This is a genomic window from Brevundimonas sp. GW821-FHT02A10 (assembly GCF_059422025.1).
The window spans coordinates 93,964-113,078 of the sequence record NZ_JBWKWC010000002.1 but is presented as its reverse complement, the minus strand read 5'-3'; the positions used below and the strand labels follow the sequence as shown (position 1 = coordinate 113,078).

At 68.3% G+C, this 19,115-nt stretch carries 21 protein-coding genes and 1 other RNA gene; 13 read left to right on the top strand and 9 right to left on the bottom strand.

Annotated elements, in window-relative coordinates; genetic code table 11:
- Positions 1–28: 28 nt before the first annotated feature.
- Genes AC07U0_RS06930 through AC07U0_RS06920 form a run of 3 tightly spaced genes read right to left on the bottom strand, consistent with a single transcriptional unit; the run spans position 29 to position 3,683 of the window.
- Positions 29–1,381 (bottom strand): S41 family peptidase, encoded by a 1,353-nt coding sequence (locus tag AC07U0_RS06930; protein WP_494719303.1) that lies wholly within the window; start codon positions 1,379–1,381, stop codon positions 29–31.
- Complete coding sequence (locus tag AC07U0_RS06925; protein ID WP_494719302.1) at positions 1,381–2,982, bottom strand: ATP-binding protein; 1,602 nt, start codon at positions 2,980–2,982, stop codon at positions 1,381–1,383. Before AC07U0_RS06925 ends, AC07U0_RS06930 begins: the two co-directional genes overlap by 1 nt.
- Positions 2,979–3,683 (bottom strand): response regulator, encoded by a 705-nt coding sequence (locus AC07U0_RS06920; RefSeq protein WP_494719301.1) that lies wholly within the window; start codon positions 3,681–3,683, stop codon positions 2,979–2,981. The genes AC07U0_RS06925 and AC07U0_RS06920 overlap by 4 nt, the downstream gene beginning before the upstream one ends.
- 130 nt (positions 3,684–3,813) lie before the next feature.
- Here AC07U0_RS06920 and AC07U0_RS06915 point away from each other — a divergent pair, with 130 nt between their 5' ends.
- From AC07U0_RS06915 to AC07U0_RS06905, 3 genes are all read left to right on the top strand, one after another.
- Complete coding sequence (locus AC07U0_RS06915; protein ID WP_494719300.1) at positions 3,814–4,509, top strand: EF-hand domain-containing protein; 696 nt, start codon at positions 3,814–3,816, stop codon at positions 4,507–4,509.
- 67 nt (positions 4,510–4,576) lie between these two features.
- Positions 4,577–5,914 carry a S41 family peptidase gene (locus AC07U0_RS06910; protein ID WP_494719299.1) on the top strand — a complete coding sequence of 446 codons (1,338 nt, stop codon included), beginning with the start codon at positions 4,577–4,579 and terminating at the stop codon, positions 5,912–5,914.
- Positions 5,915–5,923: 9 nt separating this feature from the next.
- The gene (locus AC07U0_RS06905; RefSeq protein WP_494719298.1) at positions 5,924–7,210 is read left to right on the top strand and encodes a S41 family peptidase; all 1,287 of its coding nucleotides are present in this window, start codon (positions 5,924–5,926) and stop codon (positions 7,208–7,210) included.
- Here the strand turns inward: AC07U0_RS06905 and purT are convergent.
- Genes purT through tkt form a run of 4 tightly spaced genes read right to left on the bottom strand, consistent with a single transcriptional unit; the run spans position 7,191 to position 11,637 of the window.
- Positions 7,191–8,387, bottom strand: coding sequence for a formate-dependent phosphoribosylglycinamide formyltransferase (gene purT, locus AC07U0_RS06900; RefSeq protein ID WP_494719297.1), 1,197 nt, complete (start codon positions 8,385–8,387; stop codon positions 7,191–7,193). The genes AC07U0_RS06905 and purT overlap by 20 nt on opposite strands.
- Positions 8,388–8,390: 3 nt before the next feature.
- Complete coding sequence (locus tag AC07U0_RS06895) at positions 8,391–8,783, bottom strand: VOC family protein (protein ID WP_494719296.1); 393 nt, start codon at positions 8,781–8,783, stop codon at positions 8,391–8,393.
- Complete coding sequence (locus tag AC07U0_RS06890; protein WP_494719295.1) at positions 8,780–9,646, bottom strand: alpha/beta hydrolase; 867 nt, start codon at positions 9,644–9,646, stop codon at positions 8,780–8,782. Before AC07U0_RS06890 ends, AC07U0_RS06895 begins: the two co-directional genes overlap by 4 nt.
- Entirely contained in the window at positions 9,643–11,637 is a 1,995-nt protein-coding gene (tkt, locus tag AC07U0_RS06885; RefSeq protein ID WP_494719294.1) for a transketolase, read from the bottom strand. Before tkt ends, AC07U0_RS06890 begins: the two co-directional genes overlap by 4 nt.
- A 110-nt stretch (positions 11,638–11,747) precedes the next feature.
- Here tkt and AC07U0_RS06880 point away from each other — a divergent pair, with 110 nt between their 5' ends.
- From AC07U0_RS06880 to AC07U0_RS06835, 10 genes are all read left to right on the top strand, one after another.
- Positions 11,748–12,029: a hypothetical protein gene (locus AC07U0_RS06880; protein WP_494719293.1), complete on the top strand. Its 282-nt coding sequence runs from the start codon at positions 11,748–11,750 to the stop codon at positions 12,027–12,029.
- The gene (gene zapA, locus AC07U0_RS06875; protein WP_494719292.1) at positions 12,029–12,349 is read left to right on the top strand and encodes a cell division protein ZapA; all 321 of its coding nucleotides are present in this window, start codon (positions 12,029–12,031) and stop codon (positions 12,347–12,349) included. Before AC07U0_RS06880 ends, zapA begins: the two co-directional genes overlap by 1 nt.
- Before the next feature lie 63 nt (positions 12,350–12,412).
- Positions 12,413–12,575, top strand: a non-coding RNA gene (ssrS, locus tag AC07U0_RS06870) — 6S RNA.
- Positions 12,576–12,639: 64 nt separating this feature from the next.
- Entirely contained in the window at positions 12,640–13,197 is a 558-nt protein-coding gene (locus AC07U0_RS06865) for a 5-formyltetrahydrofolate cyclo-ligase (RefSeq protein WP_494719291.1), read from the top strand.
- Positions 13,198–13,200: 3 nt separating this feature from the next.
- Entirely contained in the window at positions 13,201–14,022 is an 822-nt protein-coding gene (locus AC07U0_RS06860) for a TIGR00282 family metallophosphoesterase (RefSeq protein ID WP_207870804.1), read from the top strand.
- 71 nt (positions 14,023–14,093) lie between these two features.
- Positions 14,094–14,861 (top strand): SDR family NAD(P)-dependent oxidoreductase, encoded by a 768-nt coding sequence (locus AC07U0_RS06855; RefSeq protein WP_494719290.1) that lies wholly within the window; start codon positions 14,094–14,096, stop codon positions 14,859–14,861.
- Positions 14,862–14,943: 82 nt separating this feature from the next.
- The gene (locus AC07U0_RS06850; protein WP_494719289.1) at positions 14,944–15,405 is read left to right on the top strand and encodes a hypothetical protein; all 462 of its coding nucleotides are present in this window, start codon (positions 14,944–14,946) and stop codon (positions 15,403–15,405) included.
- Positions 15,406–15,451: 46 nt separating this feature from the next.
- Complete coding sequence (locus AC07U0_RS06845; RefSeq protein WP_494719288.1) at positions 15,452–15,847, top strand: MotA/TolQ/ExbB proton channel family protein; 396 nt, start codon at positions 15,452–15,454, stop codon at positions 15,845–15,847.
- Positions 15,847–16,158: a BlaI/MecI/CopY family transcriptional regulator gene (locus AC07U0_RS06840; protein ID WP_494719287.1), complete on the top strand. Its 312-nt coding sequence runs from the start codon at positions 15,847–15,849 to the stop codon at positions 16,156–16,158. Before AC07U0_RS06845 ends, AC07U0_RS06840 begins: the two co-directional genes overlap by 1 nt.
- A 65-nt stretch (positions 16,159–16,223) precedes the next feature.
- A complete protein-coding gene (locus tag AC07U0_RS06835) occupies positions 16,224–17,060 on the top strand; it encodes a DUF5694 domain-containing protein (RefSeq protein ID WP_494719286.1) in 837 nt (278 codons plus the stop codon).
- 4 nt (positions 17,061–17,064) lie between these two features.
- On the opposite strand, the gene AC07U0_RS06830 is transcribed toward AC07U0_RS06835, so the two are convergent.
- Both AC07U0_RS06830 and AC07U0_RS06825 read right to left on the bottom strand, forming a co-directional pair.
- Positions 17,065–17,418 carry a DUF1428 domain-containing protein gene (locus AC07U0_RS06830; protein WP_494719285.1) on the bottom strand — a complete coding sequence of 118 codons (354 nt, stop codon included), beginning with the start codon at positions 17,416–17,418 and terminating at the stop codon, positions 17,065–17,067.
- A gap of 116 nt (positions 17,419–17,534) precedes the next feature.
- Complete coding sequence (locus AC07U0_RS06825; protein WP_494719284.1) at positions 17,535–19,100, bottom strand: alkaline phosphatase D family protein; 1,566 nt, start codon at positions 19,098–19,100, stop codon at positions 17,535–17,537.
- Between the last annotated feature and the right edge of the window lie 15 nt (positions 19,101–19,115).

Sequence of the window (19,115 nt, the reverse complement as noted above, 5' to 3'; positions counted from 1 at the left end):
GTGACGCTTGATGACGCGGAAACCGCTGTCAGGCGGTGCGGCGGATCCTCTGGGGCGGGCCGCTGACGCCGATGGCCTCAAAGCCCATGATCTTGCCGTCGTCGCCACGCAGGAATTGGTAACGTCGGCCGGGATCGCCCACGACGGTGAACAGGTCGTCGCCCAGTGGCGCGAGAAAGGTTGGGGGACGACGGCCCAGAACCACTTTCAAACGTCCGCCCTCCGCCGTGACGGCCCGGTCGCCATAGCCGCCGACATAGTCCGCCAGATCGACCGCCAACTCGGCCGGCAGATCCTGCGAACGCAGCGCCTCGAGGGCCCATGCGGCGTCGGTTCGATCCGCGTCGGCGGCGATGATCTTCTCCAGCGCGAGGGCATGGGCCGTATCCAGCGCCTTGTCCCAGGCGACGGGGACGTCGGCTTTGACGCCAGCGCCTTCCCAGTTGCCGCCGGTGATCGGATTGACTGGCGAGCCCATGGACACGAAGACGGCGAAGCCGGCCCCGGCCGGGACCATTCCACCGGGATTGGCCGCTCCGCCGCTGGCCTCTCCGACGATCACCGCCCGCCGCGCCGCCTGCATCGTATAGGGGAAGGCCTCGGCGGCGGAGCCGGTGCGGGCGCTGATCAGAATATAGACCGGCACGGTCAGGCGCGGATCGGCGTGATAGACCTCGGGCGCCTCGCTCTCGGTCCCCTCGCGGCTGTGGAAGACGTTGTAGATCGGAGCGTTGGCCGGGGTGAAGGCGCTGGTCAGATAGCCGACCATCGACGGCGCGCCGCCGCCGTTGTCGCGCAGGTCGAAGATCACCGCATCCGTCCCGCCGATGAAGGTCAAGGCCGCATCCGCCGCCGCCCGGGCCGGATCCTTTGGATCGTTGAAATCGATCTCCGAGAACTGGCGCAGGTCGATATAGCCGATGTTGCCCGGCAGGATCTGGACGCCCCGGAAGCCGTAGTGACCGCGCGCCTCCGCCGGGTTCACCGGGCGTGGCCCGGGCGGCGGTCCGGCTTGCGGACCTGGGCCCGGACCGCGCATGGGCGGTCCGTCGCCGAGCCCGGGATCGAAGACGACGTCGAAATGCCCGTCCAGAGGCCTGAGGCGCACGGTCAGGGCTGTCGCCAGATCGCGCGGATCGGTCAGGACGTCGAACTCTCCGGCGGCGGCGGCGCTCTCCAGACTCTTGGCGATCGCGTCTGCGCGGGTCGGGTCGAAGTAGAGGTCGCGGATCCGGGCCGCTACGGCCTGAACCGTATCGCGCGGGGCGCGGGCCGCCACCGAAGGAGCATTCGCTGACGCCGGTCCCGGACCTTGCGTCTGGGCCAGGGCCGGGACCGACGAGGTCGCGAGCAGAAGCAGCACAGTCGTGAAGGCGCGCATCAGATCGTCTCCGTCTTCAGGGGCAGAACCAGCAGGGCGGTCAGTCCGCCTTCGGGCCGGTTGATCAGGGTCACGTCGCCGCCCGCACTGCGCGCCGCCTGACGCGCGACCGACAGGCCCAGGCCCGCGCCGCCGGTCTCTCGATTGCGTGACCGCTCGCCGCGCGCGAAGGGCTCGAACACCGTCTCCAGCTCTTCTTCGGCCAAACCGGGACCATCGTCCTCGACAGAGATCACGGCTTGATCGTCCAACAGGAAGGTGCGGACCCGGGCGGCATCGGCGAACTTGACCGCATTCTCGATCAGATTGGCGATGGCCCGGCGCAGTGCGGCGGGGTCGCCCTCGACCGACAGGGCGCGGCCGCCATCGAAGGTCACCGCGGCGCCGGTCTCCGAAAAGCCCATGGCGCAGTGGCGGGCCAGCGCGTCCAGATCCAGCGGCTCGCGCCGGTCGGCCTGGGTTTCGCCCCGGACGAAGGCCATGGCCTGGCCGATCAGGGCATCCATCTCCTCGACATCGGCGACCATCCGGTCGCGTAGCTTCGGCGGCGCCTGCTCGACCCGGAAGCGGATCCGCGTCAGGGGCGTGCGCAGGTCGTGGGCGATGGCGGCGATGGTCTGGGTCCGCTTGCGCATGTGATCGCGCAGCGAGGCCTGCATGTCGTTGAACGCGCCAATGGCCGTGCGCACCTCGGTGGGGCCGGTGGGCTTCAGCGGTTCCGCATCGGGGTCGGCGCCGAGGCGTTCTGCAGCTTCGGCAAAGACCCGGATCGGCTGGGTCAAACGCCGCGCGAGCAGCCAGACGATCGGCGCCAGGATCAGCATCGAGATCAGCAGTGAAACCAGCAGTCGCATCTGCCATGGGGAGATCAGGCTGCGGGGCGGCTCCACCGTGGCCCACCGGCCGTCGGGGAGTTTCACCGAGGCCGAGAAGGGGTCGAAATTCAGCCGGTCGGCGATGATGTTGAAACGCGCCGTCTCCGCAGTCCCTGCGAAGCCCTGACGGCGAATGGTGACGTGGGTTGAGACTTCCGCAGAGGTGATCGCGCCGCCATCGGCGGCTGGTCGGGGCGGAGGAGGGGCGCCGGCCTCCCGAGGCGGCAGCGTTCCATCCGGCCTGACGAAAACGAAACTGGTCTGGCTGCCTGCGAAGGCCGGTCGCCCGTCTGGCCCTATTCCCGGTCCCATCCCGGGGCCGGGACCCTGACCCTGGAACGGACCCGGACCGTTCCGTCGCCGACCCATGCCGAAGGGCGGGCGGCGATGCTCGATGCGCACGCGGACATTCTCGACCGGCGTCTTCAGCCGTTGCGCCAGTCCCGCGGCGACGAAGGTCACCAGCGGGTCGTTCGGGCGCCGGTCATTATCGGCGTCGACGGCGATCGGATGATCGCCGACTTTGCGGATCAGGACGCGGCCGTCCATCGTCTTCGCCGGTTGTCCCTGCAGAGCGGCGACGGCCGAAGCCAGGCTGTAGCCCGCCGGGGGCGGTTCCGGAGCCAGAACAATCACCGCGAAGGCCACCGCCTGGGACATGACGACGGCGAAGGCGGCCAGCGCCCCGACGGACACCAGCACCGGCAGCGATGAGGGTCGCTTCACCGGCGGGTCACCTTGACGTCGAAGCGATAGCCTTCGCCACGCACGGTCTGGATCATCTCCAGACCCGAGCCGTCATCCAGCTTCTTGCGCAGCCGGCTGATCTGCACGTCCATGGCGCGGTCGAAGACATCCGCGTCGGCGCCGCGCGCCGCCTCCAGCAGCTGGTCTCGCGTCAGGATGCGGCCGGGCCGCTCGGCGAAGGCGTTCAGGAGGGCGAACTCTCCCCCCGACAGGCTCACCAGAATGCCGTCCGGCCGAGTCAGCTCGCGGCGCATCAGATCCAGGCGCCAACCGGCGAAGGTCAGGGCCGGACCGCCGGTGGGGAGTTCCTCGTCGCGCGGACGGCGCAGCACGGCGCGCACCCGGGCCAGCAGTTCGCGCGGATTGCAGGGCTTGGCCAGATAGTCATCGGCGCCCAGTTCAAGGCCGACGATCCGGTCGGTGTCCTCGCCCATCGCACTCAGCATGACGATCGGCGGGCCGTTGCCGCCGAGCCGCCGCACGACCGACAGGCCGTCTTCGCCGGGCATCATCAGGTCCAGCACGATCAGGTCGATGGAGCTGGCGGCAAGAGCGCGGTCCATCTCGGAGGCGGACGCGGCGCCGCTGGCTTCATAGCCGTGCTGACCGAGGTAGTCGCAGAGCACTTCGCGGATGCCGGGGTCGTCGTCGACGACAAGGATACGGGAGGGGATTTCCATGAGCATGGCCGCCTTATGCCGATGCTGATGCATCGCATCATTGCAGCGATGAAACAAATCCATGCGGTTCTGAAATATCCGTGCAAGCCGAACATGGTCGATGACGGCGTCCAGAACGGAGACATCACGAATGCTTATCGCCATGATCCTCGCCGGCATCGTCGCCGGTCCTGACGCCGCCCCCGACCTCGCCCAGACGCCGCCCGTTCCCGCCGAAGGGATCCATCGGGAAGTGCGCGTCATCACCCTGGATGGTCCCGGCGGCCCTGATGGCCCGGGTCCGCGCGGCCCGGCGCTCGACAAGAACGGCGACGGTTTCGTCACCCGCGACGAGTTCACCGCGCCCCAGACCCAGGCCTTCGACTTCCTCGACAAGAACCACGACGGCAAGATCTCCACCGAGGAGTTCGCCGAGGGGCGCGCGGCGGCCATCACCGTGCTCGGTGGCGCCGGCGGCCCCGGCGGCTTCGGTCGCGGACCGGTTCGCGTCCACGTCGGCGGCGGCCCGGAAGGCGCCCTGTTCAGCGGTGCGATGGGCGGCGACGGCCGCGTGGTCGTGATCCGTCGCGACGGCGCCGACGGCGACCTGCCCCCGCCGCCTCCGGGCGCCCGCATCCAGATCGACCGCATCGGCGGTCCTGGCGAAGGCCCCGGTGATCTGGACAAGGACCACGACGGCAAGGTCAGCGAGGAAGAGTTCCTGGCGCCGTTGCGCGAGGCCTTCCAGCGCATGGACGCCGACCATTCGGGCTATCTCGAAAGCGGCGAGAAGGGCGAGAGCGGCGTCCACGTCTTCACGCGCCGGATGAACACCTCTGCCGAATAAGGACGCCGACTGACAAGTTCGGCATCACGCTTGAGAAGAGCCGCAATCGCGGCATAGGGTGGCGGGGATGATCTCCGCCACCCTTTCTCATGTCCGGGCGCTGTCCAGCAAAGCTTTGTATCGGCGGCTGATTCCGGCGGTGGCGGCGCTCAGCCTGCTGACGGTTGGTCCGGTGCGCGCGGGAGAGGTCGCGATCCCGGCCGCCTTTCCCGCCCCGGCCTCAGTTCCGGCGACGACGCCGGACCGCGACCGGGCACGGATGAACCGGCTCGTCTTTGATCAGGTCTGGGGCGAGGTCCAGCGCGACTACTACGACCCCTCGATCCACGGCCTGGACTGGCGCGCGGTGCGCGTGACCTATCGGCCTCAGGCCTTGGCCGCGACGAGCGACGGCGCCTTGTATCGCGTCCTCGACCGGATGCTGGATCTGCTCAACGATGACCACGCGGGCGTCGCCCCGCCTGCCGCCGTCCGCCGTCAGGACCTGCTGCGCGAACGCCATCCGGTCATGGGCGTGACCCTCTATCCCGAGAACGACGGCGTCTATCGGATCGAGCGCGTCCGGTCCGGCTCTCCGGCCGAGGAGGCGGGCGTTCGCGTCGGCTGGCGGCTGCGTCCGGACGACAACGTCTGGAGCCCCGACCTCGACGTCGTCGACGGTCAGGCCATCGCCCTGCGGTTCATCGACGACGTCGGCGCCCTCCACGACGTCACCGTCATGCCGCGCGAGATGGATGGTTTGCCGGCCTTCGTCGCCGACCGGTCGCGTCCCGGCGTGCTGGTGCTGCGGGTCGAGGGTTTCGAACCTGGCCTCGGTGACTGGATGGGCGATCAACTGGCCGACCTGCCCGCCGATACCGATGTGGTTCTCGACCTGCGAGCCAACCCGGGCGGTCTGCTGATGGAAGCCGATGCGGTCCTGTCCTGCTTCCTGCCCGATCGACAGGTCTGGGCCACGCGCACCTCGCGCAACGGCCGCGCTTTCACCTTACGGGTCCAGCCGGGCTGCGGAACCCTCGACGCCCCGGCGTCGAACGCCTTGGCCGTGCTGGTCGACCGCTCCAGCCGCAGCGCCGCCGAACTGACCCCCGCCGCTCTGCAGGAGGCCGGTCGGGCGGTCATCGTCGGCGAGAAGACCGCCGGAGCCGTCCTGATTTCACAGGACAGCCGCCTGCCGGACGGCGGACGTCTGACCCTCAGCCGCTCGGACTTCGTCACCCGGGGTGGGGTGCGGCTCGAGAAGCGTGGCGTCGCGCCTGACATTACCGTCGGTGACGCGGACGAACCGGTTTCCGCCACTGCCCCGGACCCGGCTCTGGACGCCGCTGTCACGACTCTCAGGCAGAGTAACGTCGCCGTGGGCGGGGGCGCTCAGGCCTTGTCGGTACAGGCGTCGCCGTTCTAGCCTGAGCCCATGCACGGGCGGCTTTCCTCCATTTCGAAGCGACTGGCCGCGCCCCTCGGCATAGCCCTGGTCCTGCTCGGGGCCTGCGCGACCTTGCCCGGCGCCAATGAGCGGCGCGTGCCCGAGGTCGCCGCCGTCGCCGACGCCTCGCCCGAGCGGCTGGCGCTCAATGCAAAAGTCTATGATCTTGTGGTCAAGGCGGTGTCAGAGCAGCACTATCAGCGTGAGACGCTCGGGGGCCACTGGCTTGAACAGGCGACGGAAAAGCGCGCCGAGGTCGTGGCCAGTCCCGACGAGGTCGGCTTCTACCGGGGCCTGAACGGGGTGCTGGCCGAGCTCGGCGACAAGCACACCAACGCCATCCGGCCCTACGCCAATCGCCTGACCCGTCAGCGTCGCTTGGGCGAGGGGCTGGAGTTCGGCTTCTCTCTGGCCCGAGCCGGTGAGGGCTTCGTCGTGGACCGGGTGCGGCCCGACGGTCCGGCGGCCGAGGCAGGTCTTCAGCCGGGCTGGCGCGTCGATACGGTCGATGGCGAGCCTTTCGTCCTCACTGGCTCCTATCTGGAGGGCGAGCATCGGTGGGGCTTCACGGACGCGCAGGATCAGCCGCACTTCGCGACCTTCGCCGCCTCGCCCCTGCCGCGCGAGGTGGGCTATGTCGAACGCACGCCCGAAGGCGTGCTGGTGATCACCTTCAACAGCTTCGACGGCCCCAGCCGCGAATGGGTGCAGACCCAGCTGGCCGCTGCCCAGGCCGATCCACCGCCCGGCATCATCATCGATCTTCGGGGCAATGGCGGCGGCGACGCCTGGGAGCTGCGGCGCATCCTGTCGCCCTTCTTCGCCGCGCCGACCGCCTACGGCATTATCGATTCCGGCCCGATCTTCGGTGGCGTGCGCAAGACCGGCCGCTGGCGCACGCCCTGGACCGGACCGCTGGCCGTCGTGATCTCGGGACGCACCGCCAGCGCGGCCGAACTCTTCGCCGCCGCCATTCAGGAGAGCCGGCGCGGTCCGGTGGTCGGTTCGAAGTCGGCCGGGGCGGTGGTCGCCTCACGCCATTTCGACCTGCCGGACGGCGGCATGCTCAGCATCGGCATTCGCAGCTTCCGCACCGCCGCCGGGGTCACGCTGGAGCATAGCGGCGTGACGCCGGACGTGGTCACGGCGCCGACGCTGGAAGAACTGAGGCAGGGCCGAGATCCCACGCTGGAAGCCGCCGTCGCCGTGCTCCTGGCGCCGAAGCCGGCTCCGGAGCCTGCCGCCGCAGAGACGCCTAGCCTCGAACCGGCCTGACCTTGCCGGCGGCTTCGCGAGCCCGGTCGCGCGCTTCGTCGGTGGTCGCGCCGCGCGCTGTGGCCACGCCCATCCGCCGCCGCTCGAAGGCTTCGGGCTTGCCGAACAGACGCAGGTCGGCGGTCGGCACTGACAGGGCTTCGGCGACGCCCTCGAAGGCGATCCCGACCGCTTCCATCCCGCCATATATCACGGCGCTGGCTCCGATCTCGCGCTGGCTGACATCAACCGGCAGGCCGAGGATGGCGCGGGCGTGCAGGGCGAACTCGGACTGGGTCTGGGTGGCCAGGGTCACCAGACCCGTATCGTGGGGCCGCGGCGACACCTCCGAGAACCAGACCTGATCCCCTTTCACGAACAGCTCCACCCCGAAGACGCCGAGCCCGCCCAGAGCCGCCGTCACCTTGCCGGCGATGTCCTGCGAGGCGGCGAGGGCCGCGTCGCTCATCGCCTGCGGCTGCCAGCTCTCGACGTAGTCGCCCTTGACCTGGCGATGGCCGATCGGGGCGCAGAAGTCGGTGCGGACCTGACCGTCGGTGCCCAGCGAGCGCACGGTCAGCAGGGTGATCTCGAAGTCGAAATCGATCCGGCCCTCGACGATGACCCGCGCCGTGTCCACGCGCCCGGCCGACTGGGCATAGGCCCAGGCGTCGGCGATCTCATCGGCGTTCTCGACGAAGGACTGGCCCTTGCCGGACGAGGACATCACAGGCTTGACGAAGCAGGGGTAGCCCACGGTCTCGGCGCCCGCCGCCAGCTCCTCGGCCGATCCGGCGAATGCGAAGGGGCTGGTCGCAAGACCCAGCTCCTCGGCCGCCAGCCTGCGGATACCCTCGCGGTTCATGGTCAGCTGCACCGCCCGGGCCGTCGGGATGACCACGGCCATGCCCGCCGCTTCGATATGGGCCAGGACGTCGGTGGCGATGGCCTCGATCTCGGGCACGATGATGTGCGGGGCCTCGGCCATGATAACACCGTTCAGCACCTGCGGGTCGGTCATCGGGATGACGTGGCTACGGTGCGCCACCTGCATGGCCGGGGCGTTGGGATAGCGGTCGACCGCGATCACCTCGGCGCCCAGTCGCTGCAGCTCGATGGCCACTTCCTTGCCAAGCTCGCCCGAGCCCAGCAGCATGACGCGGATCGCGCTATCCGACAGAGGGGTGCCGAGTTTCATGGATCAGGCTCCTTTGGCCGGTTCGATCAGGTCCCAGGCGTTGCCGTACAGGTCTTCGAAGACCGCCACCACGCCATAGGGTTCGTGCCGCGGCGTCTCGCGGAAGGTTACGCCCGCCGCCGTCCAGGCCGCATGGTCGCGCGCGAAGTCGTCGGTTTCCAGGAACAGCCAGACCCGGTCGCCGGCCTGTTTGCCGACGGCGGCGATCTGCGCTTCGCTGGTCGCCTTCGCCAGCAGCAGGGAGGCGCCCCCGCCCTTCGGTGTCACCCGCACCCAGCGCTTGCCGCCGCCCATGTCAGTGTCCTCGCTGAGGTCGAACCCGAGCGCGCCGACATAGAAGGCGATGGCCTCGTCATAGTCGCGGACCAGCAGGCTGACGGCGCCCAGACGGCTCATGGCGCGGGAACCGCATAGAGCTTCCGGAACGCGTCCAGCGCCGCGCCATGATAGATGGTGGCGTGGCTTTCGCTCGGGCGCGGCGTGAAGCTCCAGCTCACGCCGGGCAGGGCGTGGTCACGCAGGTTGGCGGTCAGGACATCCATCGGCGCCTGCATCTCCTCGCCCTCGTCGCCGAGGGTGAGGATGAGGGTGTGGGGGGCGTTGGACTGGTCGCGCAGACGTGCGCCCGACTGACGGGCCAACTCTCCGCCGTCCCACCACAGGCTCGGGCTGACGGCGACATAGGCGCCGAACATCTGCGGTTCCTTGAGGAAGGTCTCCACGACGAATAGCCCGGCCAAGGATTCGCCCATCAGGGCCGTCTCGCCGTTGGTGCGGAAACGCGTCGCGATGAAGGGCTGGACCTCCTCGCCGAGAAAGCGGCGGAAGCGCTCGGATTGTCCCTGCGTCGGATAGCGGGCGATCAACTCCGGATTGGTCGTCGGCAGGGCCAGCTCATTGCGGCGATCTACCGAGGCGACCCCGACCACGATCACGTCGCGCGTCGTACCGACGATGGTTCCCAGCTGGGCGATGCCCGAGATGTGGTGGAAGTCCTGATCCTGCCCGCCGTCCAGCACATAGAGGACGGGATAGGCCTTGCCGCTGTCGGCATAGCCGGGCGGCAGCCAGACGTTGATCTCGCGGGTCGCTCCCATCACTGCCGAGGGCAGGGCGAAGGAGCGGCCGATGATGATCGGCGTTTCGGCGACCTGAGGCGCGGACGCCGTTTGGTCCGCCGCCTGGGCGGGGACGGCCGGCGCGAGGATCAGCCCCGCGACCAGACCGAACGCCGCCGCCAGACGGCGACCGTGGATCACAGCCGGGCCTTGGCCGCGGCGACGATGGCTTCGGCCGTGATGCCGAACTTCTCGTACAGAATCTCGGCCGGGGCCGAGGCGCCGAAGGACGACATGCCGATAAAGGCGCCGTCCTCGCCGATGAACCGCTCCCAGCCCTGTTTGATCGCCGCCTCTACGGCGACGCGGACCGTGCCGCGGCCGATGACCGAGGCCTGATAGGCGGCGTCCTGCTGCTCGAACAGTTCGAAGCAGGGGACCGAGACGACGCGGGTCGCCACGCCTTCGGCTTCCAGCGTTTCCGCCGCCTTCAGGGCCAGGGCCAATTCCGTGCCGGTGCCGAACAGGGTGACCTTGGCCTCGCCGTTGGCGGCCTTGATCTCATAGGCGCCCTTGGCCGTCAGATTCCCGGCCGAGGCGACGGTGCGGACCGCGGGGGTCTTCTGACGCGACAGGCACATGGCCGAGGGCGTGGTCTTCGTTTCCAGCGCGATCTTCCAGGCTTCCATGGCCTCGACCGTATCGGCCGGGCGGAAGACGTACAGGTTCGGAATGGCGCGCAGGGCCGCCAGATGCTCGACCGGCTGGTGCGTCGGGCCGTCTTCGCCCAGACCGATCGAGTCGTGGGTCAGGACGTGGATGGCGCGCACGCCCATCAGGGCGCCCAGACGGATCGCCGGGCGGCTGTAGTCCGAGAACACCATGAAGGTGCCGCCGTAGGGGATGATTCCGCCGTGCAGGGCCAGGCCGTTCAGGGCCGCGGCCATGCCGAACTCGCGAATGCCCCAGTTCACATAGCGCCCCTCATAGGTCGGGGCGTCGAAGATCGGGGTGTCCTTTACGAAGGTGTTGTTCGACCCGGTCAGGTCGGCCGAGCCGCCGATCAGTTCGGGGATGGCCGCGAAGACTTCGTCGAGCGCGGCGCCCGACGACTGACGCGTGGCTTGGGCCGGCTTCGTCTCGATCAGTTCGGCGATCTTGGCGTCCAGCTTGGCGAAGGCGGTCTCCGGCAGGTCGCCCTTCATGGCGCGGGTGAAGTCCGCGGCCTGTTTCGAGGCGGCGAGGCGCGCTTCCCAGGCCTTGCGGTGCTTGGCGCCCTGACGGCCGACTTTCAGCCAGGCCTTCTGGATGCTTTCCGGCAGTTCGAACGGATCGTGGTCCCAGCCCAGACCCAGACGGGTGGCGGCGACCTCGGCGGCGCCCAGGGCCGCGCCGTGGGTCTTGTGGCTGCCTTCCATGGTGGCGGCACCCTTGCCGATCTTGGTCTTGCAGGCCAGCAGGGTCGGCTTGTCCTGCCTCGTCGCCCACTTCAGCGCGGCCTTGATGGCGTCGACATCATGACCGTCCACGGCCTTCACGGCCCAGCCGGCGGCCTTGAAACGGGCCTTCTGATCGGTGGCGTCCGACAGCGAAACCTTGCCGTCGATGGTGATCTCATTGTCGTCCCACAGGACGGTCAGCTTGTTCAGCTTGTAGCGGCCGGCCAGGGCGATGGCTTCCTGCGACACGCCTTCCATCAGGCAGCCGTCGCCGGCGACCACCCAGGTGCGGTGGTCGACCAGATCGTCGCCGTACTTGGCCGCCAGATGCCGCTCGGCCATGGCGAAGCCGACCGAGGTGGCCAGACCCTGACCCAGCGGACCGGTGGTGACCTCGACGCCAGCCATATGGCCATACTCGGGGTGACCCGCGGTCTTCGATCCCCACTGGCGGAAGTTGGACAATTCCTGCTTGGTCGCGGCCTTGTAGCCCGTCAGGTGCAGCAGGGCGTAGATCAGCATCGAGCCGTGGCCCGCCGACAGGATGAAGCGATCGCGGTCGGCCCAATCCGGGCGGCTCGCGTCGAACTTCAGGAATTTCGAGAACAGCACCGTCGCCACATCGGCCATACCCATCGGCATGCCCGGGTGACCGCTCTTCGCCTTTTCGACGCCGTCCATGGCCAGAACACGAATGGCGTTGGCCATCTGCTTCTGGGTCGGTTTCACGGAATCGGCTTTGGCGTCGGTCATTCGGACGACCTTTCGGCGAGAGGTTTGGGGCGGGGAGGCCCTAAAATTGGTTGCGCCGCTTTACCCCGAGCCGTCCGCAGGTTCTATAAGAAATCTGGAGGATGCGACTGATGGCCGACGCCACGACCGCCGCCAGGGAACGGGTCGACCGGGCTCTGGCCGCACTGGAACGCAAGGTGCTGGAACTGAAGGCGAGACCCGCCTCGGCGCCGGCGATCGCCGACGACGATCTGTTCGCGTCCGCGCCGTCCGATTCGGCGTCACCCGACCCGGTCGATCGCGCCAGGATCGCCGCGCTGGAAGCCGCTGGCCGCGACGCTTCCGCCGCCCTCGCGCGCGCCGCTGATCAGCTTCGCGGTCTGTTGTCGGTCGATCAGGAGCCGGAGGACTGATGGCCACGGTCACCGTCGATATCAATGGACGCCCCTACGCCGTCGGTTGCGCCGACGGTCAGGAGGAGCGGGTCCGCATCCTGGCCAAACAGTTCGACAGCCATGTGCGTTCGGTGGCGGGCGACGTGGGCCACGTCGGCGACCTGCGCCTGTTCCTGATGGCCGCCCTGCTGCTGGCGGATGAGCTGCATGAAGCCCGGCTGACCCTGCAGCACGGCGCTCCGGCCGCGACGCCGACGCCCGGCGTCGCCTCCGACGGCGTCGCCGAGGCCCTCAACGCCGTCGCCGCCCGTCTCGAGAAACTGGTCCAGACGATCTGATCACGGTCTTTCGGCGGCCGCCTTGTGACGGCCCCGTTCAGAGCCTATCTTGATCGACGGCGGGTCCTGCTGGGTCTCACGTCGAAGGCAACATATCCTCGCGGCCTTAATTCACTCGAAGGGAGCTGTCCCTGTCTGGGTCCGTGGACCCGGGTATATGGCGCCCACCTGGCTACCCAGGCTCGAGAGGATTCAAACCGTCCTTCACGGCTATTCCGGCGCCGCCAACCTCTTCCCTTCTGGGCGCTACCGCTCGCGACGCGGTCGCTCGCTGCTTGAGCGCGGTTGCGATGATCTCGGACAAGCCCGCTCTTCGCGCCTCGATGCGCGCGCTCCGCAAACGCCTGGCCGAAGCGGATCCGCTCGCCGCGCAACGCGCCGCCGATCATGCGGAGACCCTCCCTGCAGGCGAGGTTGTCGCCCTTTACCGCGCCATCGGCTCGGAACTCGACACCGACGCCCTGGCCCAGGCCCTGCGCTCTGCGGGGCGGACGCTTTGCCTCCCGGTGGTGCTCGAGCGCGACGCGGCCATGATCTTTCGCCTCTGGATTCCAGGCGAACCCCTGGAGCTGGACGCCGCCGGTTGTCCTGCGCCCCTGCCGCTGGCCGCGACCGTCGTTCCCGACCTGATCCTGACGCCGCTGCTGGCCTTCGACGACTTCGGCGGGCGGCTGGGCCAGGGGGGCGGCTTCTACGACCGCACCTTCGCGGTCCTGCCCGAGGCCGTGCGCATAGGCTTCGCCTATGCCGGCCAGCGCCTCGACGCCGTGCCGATGCAGGCCCACGATCAAGGTCTGCATGGCGTTCTGACCGAGGTGGGCTATACCCCGGCGCGAAAGGTCCCCTAACCCATGCGTCTTGCCTTCTTCGGCGACGTGATCGGCAAGTCCGGTCGCGACGGCATCAGCGATCATCTCCCCGGCCTCAAGCGCGACCTGAAGCTCGACTTCGTGGTCGTGAACGCCGAGAACGCGGCGGGCGGCTTCGGCATCACCGAGAACACCGCGCGCGAGCTGTTCATGGCCGGCGCCGACTGCCTGACGCTCGGCAACCACAGCTGGGACCAGCGCGAGGCCCTGACCTATATCGTGCGCGAGCCGCGCCTGATCCGTCCAGCCAACTACCCCCGGCTGATGGATGCGCCGGGCGCCGGCGCCAACCTGTTCGAGACGCACAGCGGCCGCACCGTCCTGGTCATGAACGTCCTCGGCCGCATCCATATGGACCCGATGGACGATCCGTTCAGCGCCGTGGACCGCGAGCTGAACGCCGCACCGCTAGGCGCCGTCGCCGATGCCGTCATCGTCGACATGCACGCCGAGGCCACTTCCGAGAAGATGGCCATGGGCCATTTCTGCGACGGCCGCGCCTCCCTCGTCGTCGGCACCCACACCCACGTCCCGACCGCCGATTGCCAGATATTGCCGGCCGGCACCGCCTATCAGACCGACGCTGGCGGCTGCTGCGACTACGACAGCGTCATCGGCAATGAGAAGGAAGAGCCGCTGCGGCGCTTCACCACCCGCATCTCGCAGGGCCGCTATTCCCCGGCCCACGGCCCGGCGACCATCTGCGGCGTCTTCGTCGAGACCGACGACCGCACGGGACTGGCCACGCGCGTCGAGCCCATCCGTGTCGGCGGCCGTCTCAGCCAGGCGATCCCGGTGGTCTGACGCACGGCGTTCCCGGTCTTGATCGGGAGCGACTTCTCTCCGAGGTTGGCGCGGCCTTTCAGGAGACCGCCATGCCTCTGATTCCCGCCCTTCCCAACTTCAGCCTGTCCGGCAAGCGCGCCCTCGTGACCGGGGGAGGGCGCGGCATCGGCGCGGCGGGCGCGGCGATCTTCGCCCAGGCCGGCGCCCACGTGACCCTGTGCGCCCGCACCGCCTCCGACGTGAATGATCGCGTCGCCGAAATCCGCGAGGCCGGGTTCCAGGCTGAGGGCTTCACCCTCGACGTCAACGACATCGCCGCCGTGGAGCGGGAGATCGCCGCGCGCGGTCCCTTCGACATCCTGCTGAACAACGCCGGCGCCAACCGCATCCGCTCGATCCTCGAGGTGACCGAAGAGGACTATGACGCCGTCCTCGACCTCAATCTCAAGGCCGCCCTGTTCGTCGGAAAGGCGGTGGCCAAGGGGCTGGTCGAGGCCGGACGATCCGGCTCGATCATCAATGTCTCGTCCCAGATGGGCCATGTCGGCGGCGCCGGCCGCTCCCTCTACAGCGCTTCGAAATGGGGCCTTGAAGGCCTGACCCGCTGCATGGCCATTGATCTGGCGCCGCATGGCGTGCGGGTGAACACGATCTGCCCCACCTTCATCGAGACCGCCCTGACCCGGCCGATCCTCGACACCCCGGGCACGCGCGACTTCGTGCTGAGTCGCATCAAGTTCGGCCGTCTGGGTCAGATGGAGGAGCTCACCGGTCCCCTTCTGCTTCTCGCCTCCGACGCCTCCAGCCTGATGACGGGCAGCTCTGTCATGGTCGATGGCGGCTGGACAGCGGGCTGACCGGCCGATCTGAGGAACAGCGCTTGACTCGACTACGGCTGTAATCCACAAAGATTACGAATGTAATCTACAAGAGGGTTCGATGTCTCGCTCCGCCGCCGTCCTCGCGACCGCTTCCGTCCTGCTCCTGTCCACAGCCGCCCAGGCCCAGAACGCCGTCCATCCCGGCGGAACCGGTCAGAAGGTGCCCTCGGTCATTCTGGACGCCGGCCCCATCGCCAGGGCGTGCCTGCTGCTCATGATCATCGCGGCGATCACGGCCCTGGTCCTTGGGGGTGTCTCGCGCCTTCGTCGGCAAGCGGCGCCGAGGGGCCAGTCCTTCGTGTCCAGCCTGCGCCTCGGCGGGCCCCTGTTCGCCGCGGCCGTGGCCATCTATCTCGGCGCCAATATTCTGGTGCGGATCAACTATGACGGCGGACTGCCGCCCTTCCACATCATCTCGCCGGGTCTGGCCGAGATCGCGGTGGTGATTCTGGCGGGACTTCTGGCCTCGGTCGCGGCGGTCTTCGCCCACGACTGGATGTCGCACCGGCAGCCCACCTGAATTTCACAGACGCCTCCAAACAGAACAGATATCCCGGAAACGCCCCATGTCCGCTCCAGACCCCATCACCCCGCTCACCGTCTTCCTCAACGCCGCCCCGCCGGCGAAGGTCATCGTGCTGGCCCTCGTCATCGCCCTCATCGCCGCCGTCGTGGTGACCGTGCGCAAGGTGATGTCCGGCCCGCATCTGAACGGCGGCTCGACCTTCCTGTCGGCGCTGCGTCTCGGCGCGCCGCTGCTGGGCTTGCTCGGCGCGGCCTACAACTTGCTGATGATCTTCATCGGAGTGTCGAACATGGGGCCCCAGCCCTTCAATGTTCTGGCTCCGGGCTTCGCCGAGGTGGCCTTCCTTCTGATGCTCGGCCTGATCGTCGGTGTCGTCGCGGTGATCTGCCACTGGATCATCGAAGCTCGCGTCGACCGTCTGGTGCTCAAGGCCTGATGGCTCGCATCCCCGTCACAGAGGCCGAGAGCGAGGTTCTGGCCGCCCTCTGGCGCAAGGGGCCGCTCTCCTTCGCCTCGCTCATTGATGAGGTGAAGGCAGTCCAGCCCTGGGGCGACGCCACCATCAAGACCCTGCTCAACCGGCTGATGCACAAGGGGGCCGTCCGTTCGGTGCGCGAGGACGGTCGCCAGCGCTATCACGCCGCCATCGACCGCTCGGCCTATGTGGAGGGCGAGATCCAGGCCCTGGCCGACCGCCTGTTCGCGGGTGATCGCGCCGCCCTGATCCGCGACCTGTCGGAAACTTAATGCCGTCCGGCGCATCCGTCGGGCTACAGCCGGGCCTCTGAACAGAAACCCTGTCGGAGACCTCCATGCTGAAGATCCTCGCCGCCGTCGCCACCCTGGCGCTGCCGTCCGCCGCTCTCGCCCAGACCGCGCCGAAGCCAGAGCCTGTCCAGGTGATGATCGTCGGGACCTTCCACTTCGACAATCCGGGTCAGGACATCAACAACGTCGTCGCCGACCCGGTGACCACCCCGACCAAACAGGCTGAACTGGCCGCGGTCGCAGAGGGTCTGCGCCGCTTCCACCCGACCGCCGTCGCCGTCGAGCGGATCGCGGCGGACAATGCGACCCTTCTGGACCAGCGCTACCCCGCCTTCACCCCGGCCGACCTTCTGACCGATGCGGATGAGCGGGTTCAGATCGGCTATCGGCTGGCCAACCTCGAGGGTCTGACACGGGTCTACGCCATCGACGAACAGCCCGACGACGGCGAGCGCGACTATTTCCCCTTCGACAAGCTGATGGCCTGGGTCACGGCCCATCACAAGGAGGCTGAGCTGGAGGCGCTCAACGCCCCGGTCGCCGCCTATGTCGCCGACCTGTCCGCGCGCCAGCGCACCGAGACCCTCGGCGCCTTGCTGGCCGATAACAACCGCCGCAACCATCCGGTCAACGGCAATCTGAACCTCTATTACGGCCTGCTTCAGTTCGGCGACGCCGTCGAACAGCCGGGCGCCGAACTGAACTCGGGCTGGTACGAACGCAACGCCAAGATCTTTTCGAAACTCATGCTGACGGCGAAGCCCGGCGACCGGATCGTGATCGTCTACGGCGCCGGCCATGCCTACTGGCTCAGGCATTTCGTCGAGAACACGCCCGGCTATGTGCTGATCGACAGCGTCCCCTACCTCGCTGGGACCTGAGCTCTCAGGCGGAGACGATCTGCTTGAAGCCGCCGAAGATCATGCGTTTGCCGTCGACCGGCATCTCGTTCATCGCGGCGGCCATCTTCTCGTTTTCCATCATCCGCTTGTTCGCCTCGTCGCGGACCTCGCGTGACGGATAGGTGATCCAGGAGAAGACGACGATCTCGTCCTCTTCCGCCATCACCGCGCGGGGGAAGGAGGTCAGCTTGCCGTACGGGACGTCGTCCGCCACGCACTCGACCACGCTCAGGGCGCCCAGCTCCTTGAAGATGGCGGCGCTCTCGGTCGCGATCCGCTTGTAGTCCTCGATCCTGTCCTTCTTCACCGCGATGATGAAGCCATCGACATAGTCCATGCGCGTCTCTCCCTTGGGGTCTTCGCCCCGAGCTTGCTGTTCGGACACTGGCTCAAGAGCCGGCGTTCGAACAGGTTCCCTTCAGGCGGCGAACGGTCGCGGGACCGGGGTCGAGGTCAGGCCTCCACCACCCCCGGCTTGCCGGCCTCGATCGCGTACTTCGCTCGCGTGGTCAGGACGCCATTGCGGTCGTGGATCTGGTCCAGCACCTTGAACTCGGTCTGCCAGCGCTCGGGAGTCACGTCGCAGACGGCATAGCCGCGTTGGCTGTTCAGGAACTTCAGCTGCGGATTGGCGGCCATGAAGGCGGCCCATTCCGGCTTCTGGTCCACCCCGTCGCCGCCCGAGCTGATCGAGGTGCCGACGAACTCGCTGGCGATCGGATCGCCTTCGGGGTGACGGCCGTCGAGGAACAGGTTGCCCGCGAAATTCTGGTGCTCGTCGCCGGTCAGGACCACGGCGTTCGACACCCGGCGGTCCTGCATATGCTTGAGCAACCGGCGACGCGGCGTCGAATAGCCGGCCCAGCTGTCCGGGTTGACGCTCCAGCCCTCGCCGGAGGTGCGGTTCAGGTCCATCATCATCACCTGCTGGGCCAGCACCTTCCAGGTCGCGGTCGAGCGGTCGAGAGTGTTGAACAGCCAGGCCTCCTGCGCCTGACCCAGGATCTGGGCCTCCGGCGCATCGATGGCCGCGCAGTTGGCGCCGAACCGGTCGCCGCACGGCTGGTCCGAACGGAACTGGCGGGTGTCGAGGAAGCTCAGGTCCATCAGGTTCCCGTACTGGGCCCGGCGATAGAGCTGCATCGACGAGCCGCGCGGGAAGGCCGACTTCCGCATCGGCATGAACTCATAGAAGGCCTGCATAGCCGCCGCCCGGCGCAGCAGGAAGACCTCGGACGGGGTGCCGTCCTGATCGATCTCGCCCACCCAGTTGTTATCGACCTCATGGTCGTCATAGACGGCGAACCAGGCCGCCGAAGCGCGCGAGGCCTGCAGGTCCAGGTCCATCGTGTATTGCGAATACCGGCGACGATAGTCGTCCAGGCTGTAGATCTCGCCGCCCTGATGGACGCGGGCGTTGTCCTGCGGGCCCGTGGCGGTCTGGGAGACCGGATTTCCGCGGCCTTCGTAGATGTAGTCGCCGTAGCAGAAGATGAAATCCAGATCCTCGGCCGCGATCTTGCGATGGGCGGTGTAGAAGCCGTTCTCATAATGCTGACAGCCGACGATGCCGAACTTCGCCCGGTCCATGGCGGCGCCGACGGCCGGCGTGGTCTTGGCCCGGCCCACGCCGCTGCGCTCGGTCCCCACTGTAAAGCGATAGAAATAGGCGCGGGCGGGCTCCAGCCCCTCGACCTCGACGTGGACCGAATGGCCCAGTTCGGGCCGGGCGATGGCCTCGCCCGAGCGGACGACGGTGCGGAAGCCGCGATCGGCCGCCACCTCCCACTGCACCGCCATCGGCTGGTTGGGCATGCCCGAGCCGTAGGCGAGGGGATCGGGGGCCAGACGCGTCCAGATCACGAAGCCGTCGGGCTGGGGGTCGCCGGCGGTGACGCCCAGCCGGAAGGGGTTCGTCTCGAACACTGCCTGGGCCAGGGCCGGGCCGGTCTGGGTCAGGGCCAGGCCGCCGCCGAACGCGGTCAGAAGCCCCCGGCGGGACAGGTCGAAACGGGTCATAGGGCGGCCTCTGAA

Bases quoted from the DNA above. Each gene is read 5' to 3' on its own strand.
- AC07U0_RS06930 (WP_494719303.1), bottom strand. From the start codon at position 1,381: ATGCGCGCCTTCACGACTGTGCTGCTTCTGCTCGCGACCTCGTCGGTC.
- AC07U0_RS06920 (WP_494719301.1), bottom strand. From the start codon at position 3,683: ATGGAAATCCCCTCCCGTATCCTTGTCGTCGACGACGACCCCGGCATC.
- AC07U0_RS06915 (WP_494719300.1), top strand. From the start codon at position 3,814: ATGCTTATCGCCATGATCCTCGCCGGCATCGTCGCCGGTCCTGACGCC.
- AC07U0_RS06910 (WP_494719299.1), top strand. From the start codon at position 4,577: ATGATCTCCGCCACCCTTTCTCATGTCCGGGCGCTGTCCAGCAAAGCT.
- AC07U0_RS06905 (WP_494719298.1), top strand. From the start codon at position 5,924: ATGCACGGGCGGCTTTCCTCCATTTCGAAGCGACTGGCCGCGCCCCTC.
- purT (WP_494719297.1), bottom strand. From the start codon at position 8,387: ATGAAACTCGGCACCCCTCTGTCGGATAGCGCGATCCGCGTCATGCTG.
- AC07U0_RS06895 (WP_494719296.1), bottom strand. From the start codon at position 8,783: ATGAGCCGTCTGGGCGCCGTCAGCCTGCTGGTCCGCGACTATGACGAG.
- tkt (WP_494719294.1), bottom strand. From the start codon at position 11,637: ATGACCGACGCCAAAGCCGATTCCGTGAAACCGACCCAGAAGCAGATG.
- AC07U0_RS06880 (WP_494719293.1), top strand. From the start codon at position 11,748: ATGGCCGACGCCACGACCGCCGCCAGGGAACGGGTCGACCGGGCTCTG.
- zapA (WP_494719292.1), top strand. From the start codon at position 12,029: ATGGCCACGGTCACCGTCGATATCAATGGACGCCCCTACGCCGTCGGT.
- AC07U0_RS06865 (WP_494719291.1), top strand. From the start codon at position 12,640: ATGATCTCGGACAAGCCCGCTCTTCGCGCCTCGATGCGCGCGCTCCGC.
- AC07U0_RS06860 (WP_207870804.1), top strand. From the start codon at position 13,201: ATGCGTCTTGCCTTCTTCGGCGACGTGATCGGCAAGTCCGGTCGCGAC.
- AC07U0_RS06855 (WP_494719290.1), top strand. From the start codon at position 14,094: ATGCCTCTGATTCCCGCCCTTCCCAACTTCAGCCTGTCCGGCAAGCGC.
- AC07U0_RS06850 (WP_494719289.1), top strand. From the start codon at position 14,944: ATGTCTCGCTCCGCCGCCGTCCTCGCGACCGCTTCCGTCCTGCTCCTG.
- AC07U0_RS06845 (WP_494719288.1), top strand. From the start codon at position 15,452: ATGTCCGCTCCAGACCCCATCACCCCGCTCACCGTCTTCCTCAACGCC.
- AC07U0_RS06840 (WP_494719287.1), top strand. From the start codon at position 15,847: ATGGCTCGCATCCCCGTCACAGAGGCCGAGAGCGAGGTTCTGGCCGCC.
- AC07U0_RS06835 (WP_494719286.1), top strand. From the start codon at position 16,224: ATGCTGAAGATCCTCGCCGCCGTCGCCACCCTGGCGCTGCCGTCCGCC.
- AC07U0_RS06830 (WP_494719285.1), bottom strand. From the start codon at position 17,418: ATGGACTATGTCGATGGCTTCATCATCGCGGTGAAGAAGGACAGGATC.
- AC07U0_RS06825 (WP_494719284.1), bottom strand. From the start codon at position 19,100: ATGACCCGTTTCGACCTGTCCCGCCGGGGGCTTCTGACCGCGTTCGGC.